At 68.7% G+C, this 18,693-nt stretch carries 18 protein-coding genes; 7 read left to right on the plus strand and 11 right to left on the minus strand.

What is annotated here, in order from left to right; genetic code table 11:
• Positions 1 to 8 precede the first annotated feature (8 nt).
• From NATOC_RS22690 to NATOC_RS07775, 4 genes are all read right to left on the minus strand, one after another.
• The gene (locus NATOC_RS22690) at positions 9 to 2,582 is read right to left on the minus strand and encodes a PAS domain-containing sensor histidine kinase (protein ID WP_015320876.1); all 2,574 of its coding nucleotides are present in this window, start codon (positions 2,580 to 2,582) and stop codon (positions 9 to 11) included.
• 135 nt (positions 2,583 to 2,717) lie between these two features.
• Entirely contained in the window at positions 2,718 to 2,942 is a 225-nt protein-coding gene (locus tag NATOC_RS07765) for a hypothetical protein (protein WP_015320877.1), read from the minus strand.
• 87 nt (positions 2,943 to 3,029) lie between these two features.
• Positions 3,030 to 4,184 (minus strand): NAD(P)/FAD-dependent oxidoreductase, encoded by a 1,155-nt coding sequence (locus NATOC_RS07770; RefSeq protein WP_015320878.1) that lies wholly within the window; start codon positions 4,182 to 4,184, stop codon positions 3,030 to 3,032.
• 39 nt (positions 4,185 to 4,223) lie between these two features.
• Positions 4,224 to 5,303 (minus strand): NAD(P)/FAD-dependent oxidoreductase, encoded by a 1,080-nt coding sequence (locus NATOC_RS07775; RefSeq protein WP_015320879.1) that lies wholly within the window; start codon positions 5,301 to 5,303, stop codon positions 4,224 to 4,226.
• A 79-nt stretch (positions 5,304 to 5,382) separates the two neighbouring features.
• Here NATOC_RS07775 and NATOC_RS07780 point away from each other — a divergent pair, with 79 nt between their 5' ends.
• Together NATOC_RS07780 and NATOC_RS07785 are read left to right on the plus strand one after the other, a co-directional pair.
• Positions 5,383 to 6,369 (plus strand): ornithine cyclodeaminase family protein, encoded by a 987-nt coding sequence (locus NATOC_RS07780; protein ID WP_015320880.1) that lies wholly within the window; start codon positions 5,383 to 5,385, stop codon positions 6,367 to 6,369.
• A 34-nt stretch (positions 6,370 to 6,403) separates the two neighbouring features.
• Positions 6,404 to 8,305, plus strand: coding sequence for a PAS domain-containing protein (locus tag NATOC_RS07785; RefSeq protein WP_015320881.1), 1,902 nt, complete (start codon positions 6,404 to 6,406; stop codon positions 8,303 to 8,305).
• Here NATOC_RS07785 and NATOC_RS07790 read toward each other — a convergent pair.
• Both NATOC_RS07790 and purL read right to left on the minus strand, forming a co-directional pair.
• Positions 8,298 to 8,870 (minus strand): HalX domain-containing protein, encoded by a 573-nt coding sequence (locus tag NATOC_RS07790; RefSeq protein ID WP_015320882.1) that lies wholly within the window; start codon positions 8,868 to 8,870, stop codon positions 8,298 to 8,300. The two genes, NATOC_RS07785 and NATOC_RS07790, sit on opposite strands and share 8 nt — an antisense overlap.
• A gap of 78 nt (positions 8,871 to 8,948) precedes the next feature.
• Positions 8,949 to 11,102 carry a phosphoribosylformylglycinamidine synthase subunit PurL gene (purL, locus tag NATOC_RS07795; protein WP_015320883.1) on the minus strand — a complete coding sequence of 718 codons (2,154 nt, stop codon included), beginning with the start codon at positions 11,100 to 11,102 and terminating at the stop codon, positions 8,949 to 8,951.
• Positions 11,103 to 11,438: 336 nt separating this feature from the next.
• Between purL and NATOC_RS07800 the strand changes: the two genes are divergently transcribed.
• From NATOC_RS07800 to NATOC_RS07810, 3 genes are all read left to right on the plus strand, one after another.
• Entirely contained in the window at positions 11,439 to 12,125 is a 687-nt protein-coding gene (locus tag NATOC_RS07800) for a PHP domain-containing protein (RefSeq protein ID WP_049888904.1), read from the plus strand.
• A complete protein-coding gene (locus NATOC_RS07805) occupies positions 12,122 to 13,204 on the plus strand; it encodes an asparagine synthase C-terminal domain-containing protein (RefSeq protein ID WP_015320885.1) in 1,083 nt (360 codons plus the stop codon). The genes NATOC_RS07800 and NATOC_RS07805 overlap by 4 nt, the downstream gene beginning before the upstream one ends.
• 77 nt (positions 13,205 to 13,281) lie before the next feature.
• Positions 13,282 to 13,476 carry a cold-shock protein gene (locus NATOC_RS07810; protein ID WP_008425784.1) on the plus strand — a complete coding sequence of 65 codons (195 nt, stop codon included), beginning with the start codon at positions 13,282 to 13,284 and terminating at the stop codon, positions 13,474 to 13,476.
• A gap of 121 nt (positions 13,477 to 13,597) precedes the next feature.
• On the opposite strand, the gene NATOC_RS07815 is transcribed toward NATOC_RS07810, so the two are convergent.
• The 5 genes from NATOC_RS07815 to NATOC_RS07835 all read right to left on the minus strand — a co-directional run bounded on the left by NATOC_RS07815 (position 13,598) and on the right by NATOC_RS07835 (position 17,366).
• Positions 13,598 to 13,927 (minus strand): cupin domain-containing protein, encoded by a 330-nt coding sequence (locus tag NATOC_RS07815; RefSeq protein WP_015320886.1) that lies wholly within the window; start codon positions 13,925 to 13,927, stop codon positions 13,598 to 13,600.
• A 48-nt stretch (positions 13,928 to 13,975) separates the two neighbouring features.
• Complete coding sequence (locus NATOC_RS07820) at positions 13,976 to 15,205, minus strand: tripartite tricarboxylate transporter permease (RefSeq protein WP_015320887.1); 1,230 nt, start codon at positions 15,203 to 15,205, stop codon at positions 13,976 to 13,978.
• Positions 15,206 to 15,322: 117 nt separating this feature from the next.
• On the minus strand, positions 15,323 to 15,667 hold the full coding sequence (rpl12p, locus tag NATOC_RS07825) for a 50S ribosomal protein P1 (protein WP_015320888.1): 345 nt from the start codon (positions 15,665 to 15,667) through the stop codon (positions 15,323 to 15,325).
• A 21-nt stretch (positions 15,668 to 15,688) separates the two neighbouring features.
• Positions 15,689 to 16,732, minus strand: a complete 1,044-nt coding sequence (locus NATOC_RS07830; RefSeq protein WP_015320889.1) for a 50S ribosomal protein L10 — start codon at positions 16,730 to 16,732, stop codon at positions 15,689 to 15,691.
• A 1-nt stretch (position 16,733) separates the two neighbouring features.
• Positions 16,734 to 17,366: a 50S ribosomal protein L1 gene (locus tag NATOC_RS07835; protein WP_015320890.1), complete on the minus strand. Its 633-nt coding sequence runs from the start codon at positions 17,364 to 17,366 to the stop codon at positions 16,734 to 16,736.
• Between the two features lie 188 nt (positions 17,367 to 17,554).
• Here NATOC_RS07835 and NATOC_RS07840 point away from each other — a divergent pair, with 188 nt between their 5' ends.
• Both NATOC_RS07840 and NATOC_RS07845 read left to right on the plus strand, forming a co-directional pair.
• Entirely contained in the window at positions 17,555 to 17,935 is a 381-nt protein-coding gene (locus NATOC_RS07840; RefSeq protein WP_015320891.1) for a DUF7475 family protein, read from the plus strand.
• Complete coding sequence (locus NATOC_RS07845) at positions 17,932 to 18,681, plus strand: CDP-alcohol phosphatidyltransferase family protein (RefSeq protein ID WP_015320892.1); 750 nt, start codon at positions 17,932 to 17,934, stop codon at positions 18,679 to 18,681. Before NATOC_RS07840 ends, NATOC_RS07845 begins: the two co-directional genes overlap by 4 nt.
• The last annotated feature ends 12 nt before the right edge of the window (positions 18,682 to 18,693 follow it).

Consider the following 18,693-nt stretch of genomic DNA (forward strand, 5'->3'; position numbering starts at 1 on the left):
CACCGAGGTCACGTCTCGGTCGACGGCAGCGTCACCGAGAACGTCGATCCCTCGTCGGGTTCGGACTCGACCCAGATCTCGCCCCCGTGGCGCTCGACGATGCGCTGACAGAGCGCGAGCCCGATTCCCGTCCCCTCGTACGTGTCGTGACTGTGGAGCCGGTCGAACACCGTGAAGATGCGGTCCTGGTCCTCCGGCTCGATCCCGATACCCTCGTCCTCGACCGAGATCACCCGTTCGTCGCCGCGCCGGGTGGCGCCGACGTGAACCCGCGGCGCCTCGTCCCCGCTGTAAGTGATTGCGTTGTCGAGCAGGTTCTGGAACAGCTGCCGGAGCTGGCTGGCGTCGCCCTCGACACGGGGCAACTCCTCGATCGTCACGTCGGCACCGTGCTCCTCGATCTGGACCTGGAGATCCGCGACCACGTCCTCGAGAACGGCGTTCAGGTCGACAGGTTCGAACGGCTCGCCCTGTGTGTCGATCCGCGAGTACGCCAGCAGGGCGTCGATCATCTCGCGCATCCGCTCGGCGCCGTCGACCGCGTACCCGAGGAACTCCTCGCCGTCCTCGTCGAAAGCGTCGGCGTACCGGTTCTCGAGGAGCCTGAGGTAGCTGATAACCATCCGAAGGGGCTCTTGCAGATCGTGGGAGGCCGCGTACGCGAACTGTTCGAGACGGTCGTTCGATTCTTCGAGTCGGTCGACTACCTCCTCGAGGCGTTGCTCTCGGGCGACCTGTTCGGTGATGTCCTGGGCGAAGCTCAGCCCGGCGAAGATATCGCCGTCAGGATCGCACAGCGGTACCGCCCACACCCGCCAGTTCCGCCCGCCGAACTCGGTCGTCGTCTTCCCGGTTTCACCGTCCTCGACGGCGGCCCGAAACACCGGTTCGAGGTCCGCGACCGTGTCCTCGGGAAACAGCTCCGGCATCCGGTTGTCCTCCAGGCGGTCGGCGCTCGGTAAGGTCTCGCCCAGGACGCTCCCCTCGGTCAGGGTGTACCGGAGGTCGTGGTCGTACATCCCGACCGCACCGTCAGGGAAGTTCTCGGCGAGCGCCCGATACCGTCGTTCCGACTTCTCGAGCGCTCGCTCGCGTCGCTTCCGCTCGGTGATGTCACTGGCCATGCCGATCCACTCCTCGATCTCGCCGTCCTCGTCCAGCATCGGTACTGCACGCGAGAACGTCCAGCCCGTGCTTCCGTCCTCCCGTTCCACCCGGTGTTCCAGCTCGAACGTGCTCTTCGTCCGGATCGCTTCATCGATAGCCGCCAGGACTCGCGGCTGTTCGTCCGGATGAATGTACTTATCGAGCCAGTCGCTGGTCGACTCGTCCGTATCGGCGAGGAACGCTTTACCCTCGAGCTCGTGCATCTCGCTCCAATCGGGACTCATACGGTACACAACCTCAGAGCTCGCGGTGACCAGCGCGCGGAACCGCTCCTTGCTCTTCCGGAGGTTCTCCTCGGCCCGCTTGTGCTCGGTGATATCGTCGAAGAGAATAGCCACCTCGTTGCTGGCTTCGTCACCGACGGGGAACGCGAAGACGTCGAACCACTTCCCCCACGCTTCGACGTACTCTTCGAACCGCATCGACTCGCCGGTGCGGGCGACTTGCCCGTAGCGCTCGTACCAGTAGCGCTCGAGCTCCGCACCCATCTCGTTGACCGTCCGTCCGTCGGGATTTTCCAGTCCAGTGAACGTCTCGAACGTCTCGTTGGCTTCGACGACGCGGTAATCGACTGGCACTTCGTCCTCGAAAATCACGTCGACGATGCAGAACCCTTCGTTGATCGATTCGAAGAGCCGTCGATAGCGTCGCTTGCTTTCGCGGAGTTCCCGTTTGGCCCGTACCCGATCCGTGACCTCGAACGAGATCGTGAACAGGCCACCAACCGAGTCGTCTCCGTCCGGAATCGGATTGAACGTCACGTCCCACCAGCTGTCCTCCGGCTCCCCGTTGCGTTCGAGCGGGAGGGAGAACTCCGCTTTCCGAGCGGACCCATCGCCAGCCATAACGCCGTCGTAGATCGGCTCGAGCGTCTCCCAGGCTTCCGGAAACACGTCTCGGGCGGGTCGTCCGAGCGCGTCGGGGTGGTTCTCGCCGAGTTGCTCGAGAGCGGCATCGTTGTACAGCAACCTGCGGTCGTCTCCCCAGTAGATTCCGATCGCCTCGTTCGCGCCGAGCATGATATCGACTGCGATCCGGAGCTGAGACGGCCAGTCGGCTATCGGACCAAGCGGTGTCTCGGCCCACTCGAACTGCCGGATGCGTTCGGCCATCTCTCCGTCTGAGTGAAACGGAGGCGGCTGCTCGACGCGGGATGACTGCGAATCCGCGTTCGAGCGGTCGTTCTCGGCCCTCCCGCGGTCGTCGGAGACGGGACGCCACCAGACGCGCCCTCCGGTACCGACCTTCTTCGTCCGGAGCACGCCGTCCCCGGCGAGGACCTCGAGCCTCTCGGAAATCGTTCGACGAGTACAGTCGAACTCGTCGGCTACCTCCGGTGTCGTAAACGGCGTTCCGTGGGGTCCAAGCGTATCGAACACGTCGAGGACCTCGTTCGGAGGGGGAGCCGAACTCATAGACGTTGGTATTCGAAGTACGCGGAAAAGAATTCGGCCGACAGAACGGAGCCGTCGAGACAGTGTGGGAGGTCGGTTTTCACCGGGCGATGTTGGTTAGGCGAGGTCGTTGGCTGCAGTGGAAGCGTACTGGCGCTACTCCCGGGCAGTCGAGCCGTCTCGGGGATGGGTCTTCTTGAACAACGGCCACGCCAGCACCATCAGGCCCGTCCAGAGAAGGATGAACGAGGCACCGAGGGCGCCACCTGAGAGCCCCAGAAGCGACAGGACGAACGTGCCGACGATCGCCAGGACGGCGACGCCCATCCCTACCGCCTGCATTCCGCTGTAACCGCCGGTAGCAACCGTATCACCGAGCATGATAAAAGCAGTATGATACGAGTGCAAGTGCTTTCCGGAGCAAACGGCGAATCGCGTCCCAGCGCACACCGTTCGTCCCCTCGACGCTTAGACGACGTTTCGCTCGACGCGCTCGCGTTCGGTCCCGAACCGGTCGCTCGAGAGCGCCCCGACGTCGACCAGCGAGGACGTCCCGTCGACGATCAGTTCGGCGACGATCCGCCCCGTCGCGGGGGCGTGCTGGAAGCCGTGGCCCGAAAAGCCCGCGGCCGTGATCAGGCCGGGGACCGTCTCCTCGAGGACGGCGTTGTCGTCGGGGGTGACGGCGTACAGCCCCGCCCACCCCCGTTTGATCCGGGAGTCGGGTCCGAAGTAGGTCGCCCACTCGGATGCGGTCTCGAGGACGTCGGCGGCCCAGCCGAAGTCGATCCCGCGGTCGTAGCCGTCGGGATCCCGGTCCGGGTCCGCGTCGCCGAGGTGGCCCCCGACCAGCGCCTCGCCGTCGCGCTCGGGTCGGAAGTAGGTGCCCGTCTCGAGGTCGACCGTCAGCGGGTCGGTTTCGGGGACTGACGTCTCGGGATCGACGACGACCATCTGGCGGCGCTTGGGCGCGATCGGTAAGTCGACGTCGGCCATCGCGGCGACCCGACGCGCCCACGGCCCCGCGGCGTTGACGACGTACTCGGCCTCGAGGGGACCGTCGGGCGTCTCGACGCCGACGACGCGGCCGTCCCCGTCCTCGCATATGATGTCCGTAACGGGCGTCTCCGTCCTGATATCGACGCCCGCGTCGGCGGCCGCGCGGGCGTAGCCCTGCAGGGCGAGGTGGGGGTCCGCGAAGCCGTCGGTCGGGGCGTACGTCGCCGCGACGAACCTGTCGGGGTCGATCCCCGGACAGCGTTCGCGGGCGTCCTCGGGCTCGAGCAGTTCGCTTGGCACTCCCCGTTCGTTCTGCATCTCGACGGCCGTCTCCAGGGCCGCGGCGGTCTCGGCGGTGCGCGCGAGAAACAGGTAGCCGTTCGTCCGGTAGTCGACGTCGGTCCCGAACCGGTCCTCGAACTCGCTCCAGACGGCCATGCTCGCGAGCGAGAGCTCGACGTTCGTCGGCGTCGAGAACTGCGCGCGGATCCCACCCGCGGACCGCTCCGTGCTCCCGTTCCCGACCGAGCCCTTCTCGCAGACGACGACGTCGACCCCGCGTTCGGCGAGTTCGAGCGCGCTCGCGAGCCCCACGATCCCGCCACCGATGACGACGATGCGCATACGGGATACGTTGGCACGGGTCGGGATAAGCGTTCGTCGTCAGCCCCGAAACCTGGTCGGCGAGAGCCGACGCCGGTACTCGGGGTCGACGTCACCCCCGATGACGTCGGCGACTGCGGGCGCCAGCGTGATTCCCTGGCCGCTCAATCCGACCGCGACGAGGTAGCCCTCAACGGTGGTCTCGCCGACCAGCGGGCGGCCGTCGGGGGTGACGGTCCGGTAGCCGACCCAGTCGTCGACGACCGTCGCGTCCTCGAGGGCGAGGACGACGTCCTCGAGTTCCCGTGCGGAGTCGCGAAACGACGCGGAGACCGATCGGTCCGCGAGGTCGTAGCGCTGTCCCTCGACGTAGTCGGTCCGGTAGGCGCCGAGCCAGGCGCCGGTCTCGGTGGGCCGGACGTACCGCTTGGACTCGAAGATCGCCGTCGGTCCCTCGAGGGGCTCGCCCGTCTCGACCGCGAGCATCGGCCCGCGGGTGTGACACAGCGGTAGCTCGATCCCGACGGCCTCGTTCAACTGTGGCGCCCACGGTCCGGCCGCGTTGATCACCCGATCGGCCGCGAGCCGGCCCTCGCTCGTCTCGACGGCCGTAACGGCGCCGTCGCGGGTCTCGACGTCCGTAACTGACACGCCAGTCCGGACGTCGACGCCCGCCGTCCGCGCGCGGTCGGCGAACAGCCTCGCCGCGACCGCGGGATCGCAGACTCGGTCCTCGGGCGTGTAGAGCCCGCCCGCGAGGCCGTCGGGTTCGATCCCCAGCCCGACGAGTTCGTCGGGCTCGAGGACGGAGGCCTCGATCCCGTCCTCGCGAAGCGCAACGGCGGAGTCCGCGAGGCGGTCGGCGAAGGCCTCGCTTTCGGCGACGTAGACGATACCGATCCGATCGGTCTCGAGGCCGTCCTCGCGGAGCTCGCGGTAGCGCTCGCGGGCCCGTTTCCGGAACCGGAGATCGAACGGCTCGGGATCGACGACGGTCCGCATCAGCAGTCCCGCGGAGGCGGCGGTCGTCTCCCGGCCGATTTCGGATCGTTCGAGGACGGTGATCTCGTGGTCAGTCGAGCCGAGGCGGGCGGCGATCGCGGTGCCGACGATCCCGCCGCCGACGATGACGGTGTGCATACCCTCCCTTCGGGGGCCCGGAATACAGTCGTTTCCCGCGCTCGCGTCACTGAAGTGGGGGCCCGACGATAGTCGGAGTATGGTACGCGTGCTCTCCGAGTCGGAGGTAGCGTCGGTGCTCGAACTCGAGGCCCTCCTGCCGGCCCTCGGCGAGGCCTTCGAGAAACAGTACGCGGGCGAGGTCGAGCGCCCGGAGCGTCCCCACTACCCGATCGGAACGGGGCTCGATCCCGACGCACCGACGGAGTCGACCGGAACGGGGCTGTGTATGCCCGCCTACCTGCACGGCGAGCCGTACGTCACGACGAAGCTGGCGACCGTCTGTCCGGACAACCCCGACCGCGGGCTGCCGACGGTCACGGCCCAGCTCGCGCTCGTCGACGCCAAGACCGGGCAACCTCGCTCCTACATGGCCGCAAACCGGATCACCAGCGCCCGCACTGGCTGTATCGGCGGGCTCGCGGCCCGCGAGCTGGCAGCCGAGGGGTCGATCGAACTCGGCGTGATCGGCGCGGGCACGCAGGCTCGCTGGCAGACCCGGGCGATCGCGGCCGCGGTGGGCTCGCGACTCGAGGCGATCCGGGTCTACTCGCCCAGCGACTCGAAGGTCGACTGCGCCGCCGACCTCGAGGACGAACTCGGCGTTCCGGCGACCGCGGTCGAGACGCCTCGCGAGGCCGTCTCGGCGTCGTCGGTCGTCGTGACGGCGACGACGAGCACCGAACCGGTGTTCCCGGGCGAGGCGCTGGCCGAGGGAACGCTCGTCGTCGCGGTCGGGGCCTACACGCCCGAGATGCGCGAGCTCGACGCGACGACGATCGACCGCGCGGCGACGATCGTCGCGGACGTCCCCGAGGAGGCCGCCGAGACGGGCGATCTGCGCGAGCACGACGATCGGGAGCTGGTCCCCCTCGGCGGCGTTCTGGCCGGCGAGTTCGACCGGGAGTCGTCAGCCGAGATCGTCGTGGTCGCGAGCGTCGGCTCGGCGGTGTTAGACGCCGCGACTGCGGCGTTCGTCTACGACCGGGCCCGCGAGACGGAGCTCGGCACCGACGTTCCGCTCTAACCGGCAGGGTGGCACGTGCGGCCACGGCACTCAAATGGGCGTCCGCCCAACGTCTATCCGAATCGATGCACGGGGAGCGAACGAGGACGGGCCGCGACGGCCCGCGAGGACGAACTCGGAGGACTCGAGCGTGACGGTTCGGTCGATCCCGTTCGTCGATCGAATCGCCGACGGCGTCTTCGCACTCGACGATCGGCTCCGGGTTACCTATCTCAACGACGCGGCCGCGTCGCTGTTCGACGCCGACCGCGAGGGCGTCCTGGGCGAGCACGTCGAGGAGGCGGTCCCCGACATCCTCGAGGGGCAGTTCCCCGCGGCGTTCTACCGCGTCGTCGAGGACGATCTTCCGGCGACCTTCGAGCTGTACCACCACGAGCGCGACGCGCGGTTCGAGCTGCGCGCCTACCCGGTCGAGGACGGCCTCTCGGCGTTCGTTCTCGAACTCGACGACCGGGAACGAAACGTCGACCGCCGTGCGGCCGTCCTCGAGGCGATCGACGACGGGGTCGTCACGATCGACGGCAACCGACGCATCGTCGGAATCAACGAGGCAATGACGTCGTTTCTCGGCGCCGACCGCGCGGAGCTCGTCGGCGAGGACGTCGACGTCCTCGCGGCGCTGGCCGGCGTCGCCGACGACGACCTCGAGGCGATCCGTCGAGGGATCGGCGACGTCGAGTCTGGACTGGCCCGAAATCGCCGGTTCGACCTTCCGGTCACCGACGGCGACGGGAGCGAGCGCGTCGGCGAGCTCCGGCTCGTGCCGATCAGGGACGGGACGGCCTCGGTCGCGGCCGTCGTCAGGGACGTCACCGACCGCCGCGAGTACGAACGGGTCGTCGAGTCGCTCCACGAGGTGACCCGATGGCTCCTCGAGTCCGACGATCCCGAGGAGATCTGTGCGGTCGCCGTCCACGCCGGCAGCGACCTGCTCGGACTGCCGATCAGCGGCGTCTGGCTGCTCGAGGAGGAGCAGGGCTACCTCGAACCCGTCGCCGGCACCGCCGAGGCCTACGACGAGTTCGGCGGCTTCCCCCGGTTCGGGCCGGGCGAGGGAATCGTCTGGGACGTCTTCGAGGCCGGCGAGATCGAGCGGATCGACGACCTCCGGAGCGCCGACGACCCGTACAACCCCGATACACCCCTTGGGTCGGAGATCATCGCGCCGATCGGCACCCACGGCGTGCTCATGACCGGGTCGTTCGAGCCGGAGGCGTTCGACGAGACCGACGTCGAGTTGCTCTCGACGCTCGTCGAGAACACCCGCGCCGCGCTCGATCGGACCGAACGTGAGCAGACGCTCCGGGAGCGAACCGAACGGATCGAGCGCCAGACCGAACGGTTAGCGGAGATCGCGCGGCTTCTGTCGGGGGAGCTCCAGTGCCAGTTCGAGCGGGTCGCGGACGTCCTCGCGGACGAGGACGCACGGGAGCACTCCCTGTCCGAACGCGAGGTGGAGACGACCCTCGAGCGGACCGACCGGCTCGTCGACGATATCCGGGAACTCGCCCGCGACGCCGGGGCGGTCGGGGCTCGCTCGAGGATCGATCTCGCGACCGCGCTCGAGGACGCCCGATCGGCGTCCGGACTCGATCCGGACGCGGTCCGTCTCCTCGACGGGGCGAGGCTCCGGGCCGATCGGGATCGGTTTTGCCACCTTCTCGAGTCCGCGCTCGACGGGATCGCCACGCGAGCCGACGGCGACGTCGACGTCGAGGTCGGTCCGCTCGAGGACGGCGAGCCCGGGCTGTTCGTTCGGGAGGCTGGGGCCGTTCCCGGCGTGGGTCGTGCGGACATCGACCACGAGGAGACCGACCTCACGGTCCTGCGGGCGATCGCGCGAGCCCACGACTGGCGGCCGGTGATCGAACGCGACGGGCAGGGTCGAATCCGGATCGAGATCCGGGAGCTGGCGACCCTCGAACGGGTTAGTTGACGGAATCGGAGGCGACCGAAACCTCCCAGTAGAGCTGTTGGTGCTCGTCCTGATCGAGCAGCCGGGTCCGGGTCTCGTCGATCTTCGTCCGGAGCACGGCGATCCGATCCTCGAGTTCGGCGTACTCCTGGCTCGACCGGAGCTCCGCCTCGCTGAGCCGCCTGCTGAGGGTCGCCCTCTTCGAGGCGAGCTCGAAGTACGTCTCGAGCTGTTCGCTGTATCGTCGCCGCAGGAGCTGGGTCTCGACGCTGGCTCGCAGCTCCGTCCGCGACACCGGTTTGAGAAGGTAGTCGTCGACTGCCGCGTCGGGTGTGTCCGGTTCGGTCCCGGTTACGACCACGGTCGGAACCGCGTCTCGGTCGCCACCGACGTCGTTCAGCTCGGCAGCGCCGCCGTCGGGCCGTCCGTCGACGACGACGACGTCGACCCGATCGTCGACCGCACGCGCCGTCGCCACGTCACGGACGGTCTCGACGTGGTAAGCGTCCTCGAGCCAGGAGGCGTACAGCTCGGCGAGGTCGGGCTCGTCCTCGACGAGCAGTACGGACGCAGTGTCGCTATCCATGTTGGGCCGTTCCGGAACGATCGGTTCGTGGGGGATTCCACGCGAGCGTATATCAACCTACTGGGCGCGGTGTGGCGTTCAGTCCAGTCCGCGCTCGATCGTCGCCCGCCAGTCGCCGATCGTCGCCGCGTCGACCGCGAGGTGCTCATCGCCGACGTCGATCGTGAGACGGCCGTCGTCGGTCGCGCGTCCGAGGGAGACGACGGGTGCGACGTCCTCGAACGCCTCGCGAACGGCCTCGGGGTCGTCGGTCTGGATCAGCGCACGACCCGGCTGCTCGTGGAACAGTTCGCCTGCCGGATCGTCGCCGGGAAGCGACACCGCCAGTCCCGCGTCCCCGGTGACCATCTCGGCCAGCGACACCGCCAGCCCGCCGTGGCTGACGTCGTGGACCGCAAGCGTCGAATCGTCGTCCGCGACCGCCGCCAGCGTCTCGATCAGGGCGGCCGGCTCCTCGGGCAGGGCGGGGAACCGGTCGCTCCCGTCGAACCGCGCGAGATACTCGGAGCCGCCGAGCCGGGCCTCGCCCGACGCGAGGACGCGGTCGCCGACAAGCACCAGCTCGCCCTCGGGTTCGACCGACAGCGGGGGCGCGTCGTACCCCGCCTTCGTGCCGACCACCGCGAGCGTCGGCGTCGGCGGGATCGGGCCCGCGACCGAGTCGTTGTACAGCGAGACGTTCCCGCCGACGACCGGTGTCGAGAGCGTCTCGCACATCTCCGCGAGCCCGTCGACGATACCCCGGAACCCGCCGTAGACGTCGGGCTTCTCGGGGTTGCCGCCGTTGAGACAGTCGACCGCTGCGAGGGGGGTCGCGCCCTTGGCCGCGACGTTGGTCGCGTTCTCGAGGGCAACCGCGCGGGCGCCCTCGTAGGGTGCGGTGCTCGTCCAGTTCGGCGCGGCGCCCGACGAGATCGCGACGCCCGTGTCGGCCTCGCGAACCGCGACGATCGCGGCGTCGTCGCCCGGGCCGACGCTCGTTCGAACGCCGACCTCGTGGTCGTACTGGCGGTAGATCCAGCGCTTCGAGGCGGTGTTCGGGCTCGAGAGGACCGTCTCGAGAGCAGTTTCGAGGGGGACTTCGGGCAGGTCGGTCTCGGGTGTGTCGGGCTCCGTGGCGGGAAGGTCGTTCATCGGTGCCCCCTCGCCGAGGAACTCGGCGTCGACGTCGACGACGGTCTCCCCCTCGAAGGTGCAGGTATAGCTCCCGTCGGTGACCTCGCCGATGATCGAACACCCCAGATCGAACCGTTCCGCGATCTCGCGGACGCGGTCGACGTTCTCCGGCGTGACCTCGTAACACATCCGCTCCTGGGACTCCGCGAGCAGGATCTCCAGGGCGTTCATGTTCGGCTCTCGCTGGTGGACCCGCTCGAGTTCGATGTGAGCGCCGAGTCCGCCCTTGGCGACCAGTTCGCTCGAGGCCCCACCCAGCCCGGCGGCGCCGAGGTCGCGGGCCGACTCGAGGAGTCCCTCGTCGACGAGGACTTCGTTGGCCTCGATCAGCAGCTTCTCCGCGTAGGGGTCGCCGACCTGGACCGCGGGTCGGTCCTCGGTTTCTGCGTCCTCCGCCAAGTCCTCGCTGGCGAAGCTCGCGCCGCCCAGCCCGTCCCGTCCCGTGGCGTTGCCCACGAGGACGAGCTTGTTGCCCGGCTCCTGGGCTACGGCGGTGACGAGGCGATCCTCGTCGGTGAGTCCGACACAGGCGACGTTCACCAGCGGGTTCCCCTCGTAGTCGGGGTGGAAGTCGGCGCTCCCCGCGACGGTGGGGACGCCGATGCAGTTGCCGTAGTGGCTGATCCCCTCGACGACGCCCTCCAGCAGGTACTTCGAGTGTTCGCGGTCGAAGCTCCCGAAGTACAGCGAGTCGGCGAGCGCGATCGGGTAGGCGCCCATCGAGAGCGTGTCCCGGACGATCCCGCCCACGCCGGTCGCGGCGCCGTCGAACGGGTCGACGTAGGAGGGGTGGTTGTGGCTCTCGATCCCCATCGTCACGTAGGTCCCGCTGTTCTCGCCCGTCTCCTGGTCCGGCAGCGCGACGACGGCCGCGTCGTCCCCGGGTCCGACGACGACCTGCTCGCCCTCGCTGGAAAAGGCCGAGAGCAGCGGCCGCGAGGAGCGGTACGCGCAGTGCTCGCTCCAGAGGTTCTCGAACAGCGCCGCCTCGGCCGGCGTCGGCTCCCGACCGAGCTCCTCGACGACGAGTTCGCGGTCCGAATCGGCAAGGCTCATTCACCTAGGTGATGAAAGCCGGGGAGTATATGGGTTTCTATATGCACGCTCGTGGATACCGCAGTCTGTTCTCATACTGTACGCGTCGGACGGAACCTGAACCGTTTCCGAACACGTTTGCGCTTGCGTTTACGAATTCGGGGCGTGCCGGTCGGTCTGTTTTTAGAAAAATACTTATACAGGATTTGACTATATTGGAGCGCCCGGAGTTACGACGAGTTCGCGTCCCCGCTGACGCGTCCCCTCCACCGACGTTCTTTCGTCGCCCCACCGACGAGCGACGGCGCTCGCCCCGCGATCGGGGTGTTTTTGACCGATCGCGCGAAAGACGAGGACGTGCTGTCGGTCGAACTCCACGCCCACTCGTCGCTGTCCTACGACGGCCGCGACTCCGTCGAGCTCATCTTAGAACAGGCCGAAGCCGTCGGCCTCGACGCGATCGCGGTCACGGACCACGACGAGATCGACGCGAGCCTCGAGGCCGCCGAGCGCGCCCCCGAGTACGGCCTGGTCGGCATCCCGGCGATCGAGATCTCGAGCACGGCCGGCCACGTCCTCGGGCTGGGGATCGAGGAGGCGGTCCCGCCGGGGCTGTCCTACGAGACGACCCTCGAGCGGATCCGCGAGCAGGGCGGACTGGCGGTGATTCCCCACCCGTTCCAGCAGTCGCGCCACGGCGTCACCGCCAGAATCTCTCTCGAGGCGCTCGCGGAGGGCGACGCGATCGAAGTCTACAACTCCCGTCTGCTGACCGGGCGGGCCAACCGCCAGGCCGAGCGCTTCGCCCGCGAGCACGACCTTCCGATGACGGCGGGCAGCGACGCCCACATCAGCGAGATGGTCGGGCAGGCGATCACCCGCGTCGACGCCGACGAGCGCTCGGCCGAGGCGATCCTCGAGGCGATCCGCGAGGGACGGACGTCGGTCGAGGGGAAACGAACACCGTGGCACATCAGCTTCCGCCAGTTCGGTGGCGGCGTTACGCGACGCGTCAGAAGTACGGTGGTGGGGCTGTTCCGATGACACTTCGCGGTACCGACCCCGAGACCGTTCGTGAGGCCCTCGAGGCCGAGGACTCGCTCCCGGGAACCGCCGGCTTCGCGGGCGTCCTCGACGGCCGACTCGTCCGTGACTCGCTGGGGCGGGTTCCGCTGTTCGTCGAGCGCGACGGCGACGACTGGGACTTTGCGCCCGGCCCGCTCGAGGACGCCGTCCTCTTCCCTGCGGGTTCGGTCGGCGCCCCCGGTACGGAGCCCCGGCAGGTCTGGCCCCTTCCGGAGCCGACGCCCGAACCCGACCACGAGACGGCTCTCGCCGGGCTCGATCGCGCGATCCGAACGGCGACCGAGCGCGTCCGACGCGCGGACCGTGACCTCGCGGTCGCGTTCTCCGGCGGCGTCGACTCGGCGCTGCTCGCCGAGGCCCTCGACGCGCCGATCTACGCCGTTGGCTTCCCGGACAGCCACGACCTCGCGGCCGCCCGGACCGCTGCCGACGCGATGGGCCGCGAGCTTCGCGTCCTCGAGCTCGAGCCCGCGGACCTCGAACGGGCGGTCCCCGAGGTCGCTCGCGCGATCGGGCGGACGAACGCAATGGACGTCCAGATCGCGCTCCCGCTGTACCTGGTCGGCGAGCGCGTCGCCACGGACGGCTTCGACGCGCTGGCGGTCGGCCAGGGCGCCGACGAGCTGTTCGGGGGCTACGAGAAGGTCGTCCGGCTCGACCACCGCGTCGAGGCCGAGACGACCCGCGGGGCGGTCCGCGAACAGATTCGAAGCCTGCCCGAACAGCTGCCCCGCGACGTCCGTGCGATCGAGGCGACCGGGCTCGAGTCCGTGGCGCCGCTCTTGCACGACGACGTCGTCGACGCTGCACTCCGGCTGCCCGACGAACTGCTGGCCGACGAGGACGTCCGCAAGCGCGGGTTCCGACGGGTCGCGGCCGACTCCCTCCCCGAGGAGGTCGCGACGCGGGACAAGAAGGCGGTCCAGTACGGCAGCCTCGTCGCTCGCGAACTCGATCGGCTCGCCCGCCAGGCCGGCTACAAGCGACGGATGGACGACCACGTCACGAAGTACGTCGAATCGCTGCTCGAAAACTGACCGATCGCCCCGGCGACGGTCGTGGTACCACGACTCTCGGAACCCTTATCCCCTGACCGGACATACGTTTGTTTGTAATGGCGAAAGGTAACGTTGACTTCTTCAACGATACAGGCGGCTACGGTTTCATCTCGACGGACGACGCGGACGATGACGTGTTCTTCCACATGGAAGACGTCGGCGGCCCGGACCTCGAAGAGGGTGAAGAGATCGAATTCGACATCGAACAGGCTCCCAAGGGCCCCCGCGCGACGAACGTCGTCCGCAACTAGTCTCGTTGCTCCGTCGCAGTTCTGCGGCGGGAAACGGTACTTCGTTTTTGGTGACTCACGGCCGACAGCTATCGGTATCGACGACCGCTCGAAGTCGATTCCGATGGCCCGCAGCGACCGCTCAGGACGGCAGCGGGCAGAGACTCGCGGTGAAGATCACCGTCTCGTCGGTCTCGTTCTCCGCGCCGTGTTCGACGCCCCGCTCGTTGAGCACGACGCCCGGCGCCTCGATCGACTCCCGGTCGTCGTCCTGCAGGACTGTCACCGTCCCCTCGAGGACGTGGAAGACGTTCGTGCTGTCGCCGTGTTCGTGGGGCTCGAGGGTCGCGCCCGGACCGAGCGCGAAGGCCTTGACCAGCACGTCGTCCTCGACGACCAGCTCCGCCGTTTCGACCTCACCCTCGTCGGGCTCGAGGTCGGCGATCGCGTCAGCGTATCTGTCGAGTGTCATCGTGCGCCCGTTCGGGTCGCGGCGGGATAAATCTCGGACAAGCGGAGCCTAGAGGCCGAGCATGAGCGGCCCGATCAGCACGCCCATCAGGTGGACGCGCCTGGCCCGCAGCCGAACGGGCACCATCCCGATCGCGGCCGCGGCGACGAAGACGCCGACGCCGACGGCCCCCGCGAACAGAAAGGAGAGGACGACCAGCCCGCCGAGGACGGCCGTCGAGATCTTCCAGTAGGCCGTTCGGCCGACTAGTTCGAGGTAGGCGTCGCCGGCGACGATCACGACCACGAAGCCGATGACGCCGGCCAGAAGGATCGCCGACAGCAGGATCGGGATCTCGAGGGGCGCGTTCACGCTCTCGAAGGCGACCATCACGCCGGTCCGGGGCTGGCCGATCGCGAGCAGGGCGAACAGCGCGAAAATGGTGTTGGCGGTGTCGACCCCGCTGGTGGCGACGATGTAGCCCCGATCGCCCGCGTCGCCGGGAATGAACACGAGCGCCGCGACGGCGGCGATCGCCGCCGAGATCCCCGGCAGGTAGCCGACCACTGCTCCCGCGAGGGCGCCGGCGACGGCTGTCGCCCCGACCAGCCAGCGGGGCAACGCGAGCGCCGCGTCCTCCTGGGAGGGGATCCCGCCGCCCCGGATCGCGTCGATCAACACCGGCGCGCCGAACAGCCCCGCGAAGATCGGCGCGAGCATCCCGCCGGCCTCGAGCGGGGCCTCCGGGGAGAGATCGAGCGCCACCGCCCCGAGCGCGGCCGCGAGGCCGAAGGCGAGCGTTCCACCGGCCTTGCCGCGCCAGCCCCGCTCGGAGGCGATCAGCGCGACCACGATCAGCGCCAGCACGAGCGAGAGGTTGCTCCTGATCGTCGGGTAGACGGCGGTCACCCCGCGGGTGATGGGGACCGCAAGCGGGATCGCAATCAGCACGGCGAGCAGGCTTCCCAGCGCCGAGAGGCGGATCGCCTCGTACCCCCGCCCCGCAAGCACCATCCGGTGGCCCGGCAGTGCGGTGACGGCCATCTCGGCGTCTGGAACGCCAAGCGCCATCGCGGGCACGGCGTTCAGGAAGGTGTGAACAACGCCGGCCGCGAGCATCCCCGCGCCGACGAACAGCGGCGGGCCGGGGATCGCAGGGGCGACTCCCGCGAGCAACAGCGCGAAGTTGTTGGCGTGCAGGCCGGGGACGAGCCCGCTCAGCGTGCCAAGCACCGAGCCCGCGAGCACCCAGGCGAGCAGGCGAAGCGCCAGCCCGGGGTCCCCGACGAGCTCGATCATCACCGACGTTGGCCGTGGCTTCGGACTTAAACTCTCAGACCAGTTCGAACTGCAGCGCTACCGCTGTCGGTGTGGGCGCGAAAAAATATCGGGTTCGCTGAATCGTCGCGTCGCGACTTAGCCGAAGAGCTCGCCGAGGCCCTCGCCACCGGCCTCCTCGTCCTCGTCGTCGTCGTCATCGTCTTCCTCGGCCGCGTCGGCCTCGTCGGCCTCGTCGGCGTCCTCGTCAGCTGCGCCCTCGTCGGCCGCGGCGGCGCCAGCGGCGGCGCCTCCCGCAGCGGGGACGGCAGCAGCCTCGTCGACGGCTTCGTCGATGTCGACGTCCTCGAGCGCGGCGACCAAGGCCTTGACGCGGGACTCCTCGACGTCGACGCCCGCAGCGTCGAGTACGTCGGTCAGGTTGTCTTCGGTGATCTCTTCGCCCGTTTCGTTCAGGATGAGTGCAGCGTAAACGTATTCCATTGTCGTATACCTCGAAGTTGGTTATCCGAACATCGCGCCGAGCCCTTCGCCGCCACCGCCGTCCTCGTCGTCATCGTCATCGTCGTCGGTGTCGGCCTCGTCGGCCTCGGCTTCCTGGTCGTCTGTCGATTCCTCCTCGCCCTCGTCGTCGGCGTCAGCCTGCGCGGCTGGCGCTTCGACGCCCTGCAGCTCCTCGGGCAGGGCCTCCTCGTCGTCGATCTGGGCCGCGAGCGCGCGCAGCTGCGCGTCGGCCTTGCTGACGAGGTCGGGCATGAGCGCCTCGTCCTCGATCGCGGCCTGCAGGCCGAGGCTCTTGGCCTCGCCCGTGGCCTTCGCGATGAGGGTCGGCGCCGTCGACGCGGTCGGGAACGTCGCGTTGATCGAGAGGTTCCGGGCCCGCGCGGCCGCGGTCGCGATGTCGCTCTCGTAGGCGTCGACGTCGATGTCGAGGTCCTCGGGGTCGAACAGCGTTCCCTCGGCCACGACGGCCCGCAGATCGAGCCCGACTTCCTTGGGCTCGATCCCCAGCTCGTTGAGGACGTTCGAGAGGTCGGCGGAAACCTCCTCGCCGGCCTCGAGGACCGTCGAGTCCTCCATGACCTGGATCGAACCGTCCTCGATCCGGGCGTTGGCGCCGACGCTCTGGAGTTCGCCGACGAACGGCCCCGGATCGACGCCCGTGTCCCCTTCGGGGATCACGATGTCGTTGGGCGCGACCTCGCCCTCGTTGATCGGGGCGGGGGTCTTCGACGCCTCGAGCTCCTTGTAGAGCGCGAACGGGTTGTCGTTCGTTCCGACGAGTCCGACCTGTCCCTCGACGTGCTCGACGAGGTCGCCGAGGCCGGCGTCCTCGAGCGCACGAACCTGCAGGGTGTTGCGGCTCACGCGCAGCTCGGCGGTGCCGTGCAGGTCCCGGCGCATGTCCTGGAGCTGCTTGCTCGGAATGCCGGCGATGCCGACGATCCCGACGCTCTCGTAGCTCTCGATGAGCTCGGCGAGTTCATCGACTTCCTCTTTCTTCCACTGGGGAAGGTTCTGGGTCTTGCGTTCGGCCTCTGCGCTCATCTCAGGCCACCTCCACGGACGGGCCCATCGTCGTCTTCACGTAGACGGTGTCGATGTTCTGGGGGCCCTTCTCGAGGTCGGCGTGCAGGCGCCGGAGGATCACGTCGATGTTCTCGGCGATGTCCTCGGCGTCCATATCCTCGGCGCCGACGCGCGTGTGGAACGTGCGGCGGTCCCGGGAGCGGATCTGCACGGTGTTTTTGAGTCGGTTGACCGTCTCGACGACGTCGTCGTCGGGACTGAGCGGGTCCGGCATCTTCCCTCGGGGACCGAGGATGGTACCGAGATACCGGGCGATATCTTGCATCATCGCCTCCTCGGCGATGAAGAACTGAGTCTCGTCGGCGAGGTCTTTGGCCTCGTCGTCGTCCAGATCGGCCACGTCGTCCTCCGAGAGAACCCGATCCGCGACCTCCTCGGCGCGGACCGCGGTTTCGCCCTCGGCGATGACGACGATCTGCGTTTCCTGGCCGGTTCCGGACGGCAGGACGACGGACTCGTCGACACGGTTCGACGGTTCGTTCAGGTCGAGATCGCGCAGGTTAATCGCGAGGTCGACCGTCTCGGTGAAGTTCCGATCGGGTGCGTCCTCGAGTGCGCGAGTTACTGCTGTTTGGATATCCGAATCTGCCATCGTTCACCTCCGTAGTACGCAGGAGTGCTCCTACGGTAGTGAAACAGGCTAGGCCTGTCTCTGTTGAACGAAGTGGCATGCCGGACTTAAACCCGTCGAACTGTCCTGCCTGTGTGTCTCCAGCCCGTAGCCGCGGGATCGGCGCCGTCGGCGAAAGGCGTTTGCTCCTCCCTCTGGTAGCCGGCCGTATGGCCGATCCCGCCGCGGATCTCGAACGCGAGTCGCTCACGCCGACCCACTGGGCGGCGATCGGGCTGGCGGCGGTCACCGCCGTGGTCCACCTGGCGCTCGGGCTCTCCTTTCTCCCCCACTGGATGGGTGGCGCCTTCCTGGTCGCGACCGCTGGCTTTCTGCTTGGCATCTGGCTCGTCCTCGCCGACCGCCGACGGCGCCTCGTCTATCTCGTCGGGATCCCCTTCACCGGCGCCCAGATCGTCCTCTGGTACGTCGTCAACGAGCCGTCCGGACTCGCCGACCTCACGGTCGCCGGCGCGGTCGACAAGGTCGCACAGACACTGTTGCTCGTCGCGCTCGTCACCCTGCTGGTCAGCGAGGACGACGACCCGTGACGGCCGACCACCTCGGACGACGTCGCCGGACGCTTCCCCGGTGGGGGCTGGCGACGACAGGCTGTGTCGCGACCGCCGCCCTCGCGGTCCTTACCCTCGAGGCCGTCTGGCCCGAGGGCCCCTCGAGCGGCTTTCTCGCGGTCGTCGCCGGCGTCCTCGTCCTCGAGGCAACGCTGCTGTTCCGGACGATCGACCGCACCCGATCGGCGCCGCTTACATCCGCGACGTGGGTGACCCTCGTCCGCGGCGGGACGATCGCCGTCCTCGCCGGCTTCCTCCTCGCGCCGACTCCCACCGGCCCGATCGCGTGGGCGCCGGCGATCCTCTTCGCGCTGGGGGCCGGACTCGACGCGATCGACGGCCTCCTCGCGCGGGCGACCGACTCGACGACCGAGCTCGGGGCCCGGCTCGACGTCGAGACGGACGGGCTGGCCGTCCTCGTCGGCGCGGTCGTCGCCGTCGCCGCCGACGCCGTCCCCACGGCCTTCCTCGCGGTCGGCGCGGCGCGATACCTGTTCGTCCTCGGGACGTGGTGGCGACGGCGACGCGGACGGCCCGTCCTCGAGCTCCCGCCCAGCCGGGTACGGCGTCCGCTCGGCGCGCTGGCGATGGCTGCCGTCTGGATCGCACTGGCGCCGGTTCCCGGCCGAACGATCTCCTACGCGGTCGGCGCCGCGGTGATGGTGCCGTTCCTGGCGAACTTCTGTCGTGACTGGCTCGCCGTCTGTGGATACGGACGAGGATGACACGGACAACGA

Source organism: Natronococcus occultus SP4 (assembly GCF_000328685.1).
In the GTDB taxonomy this organism is placed as follows: domain Archaea; phylum Halobacteriota; class Halobacteria; order Halobacteriales; family Natrialbaceae; genus Natronococcus; species Natronococcus occultus.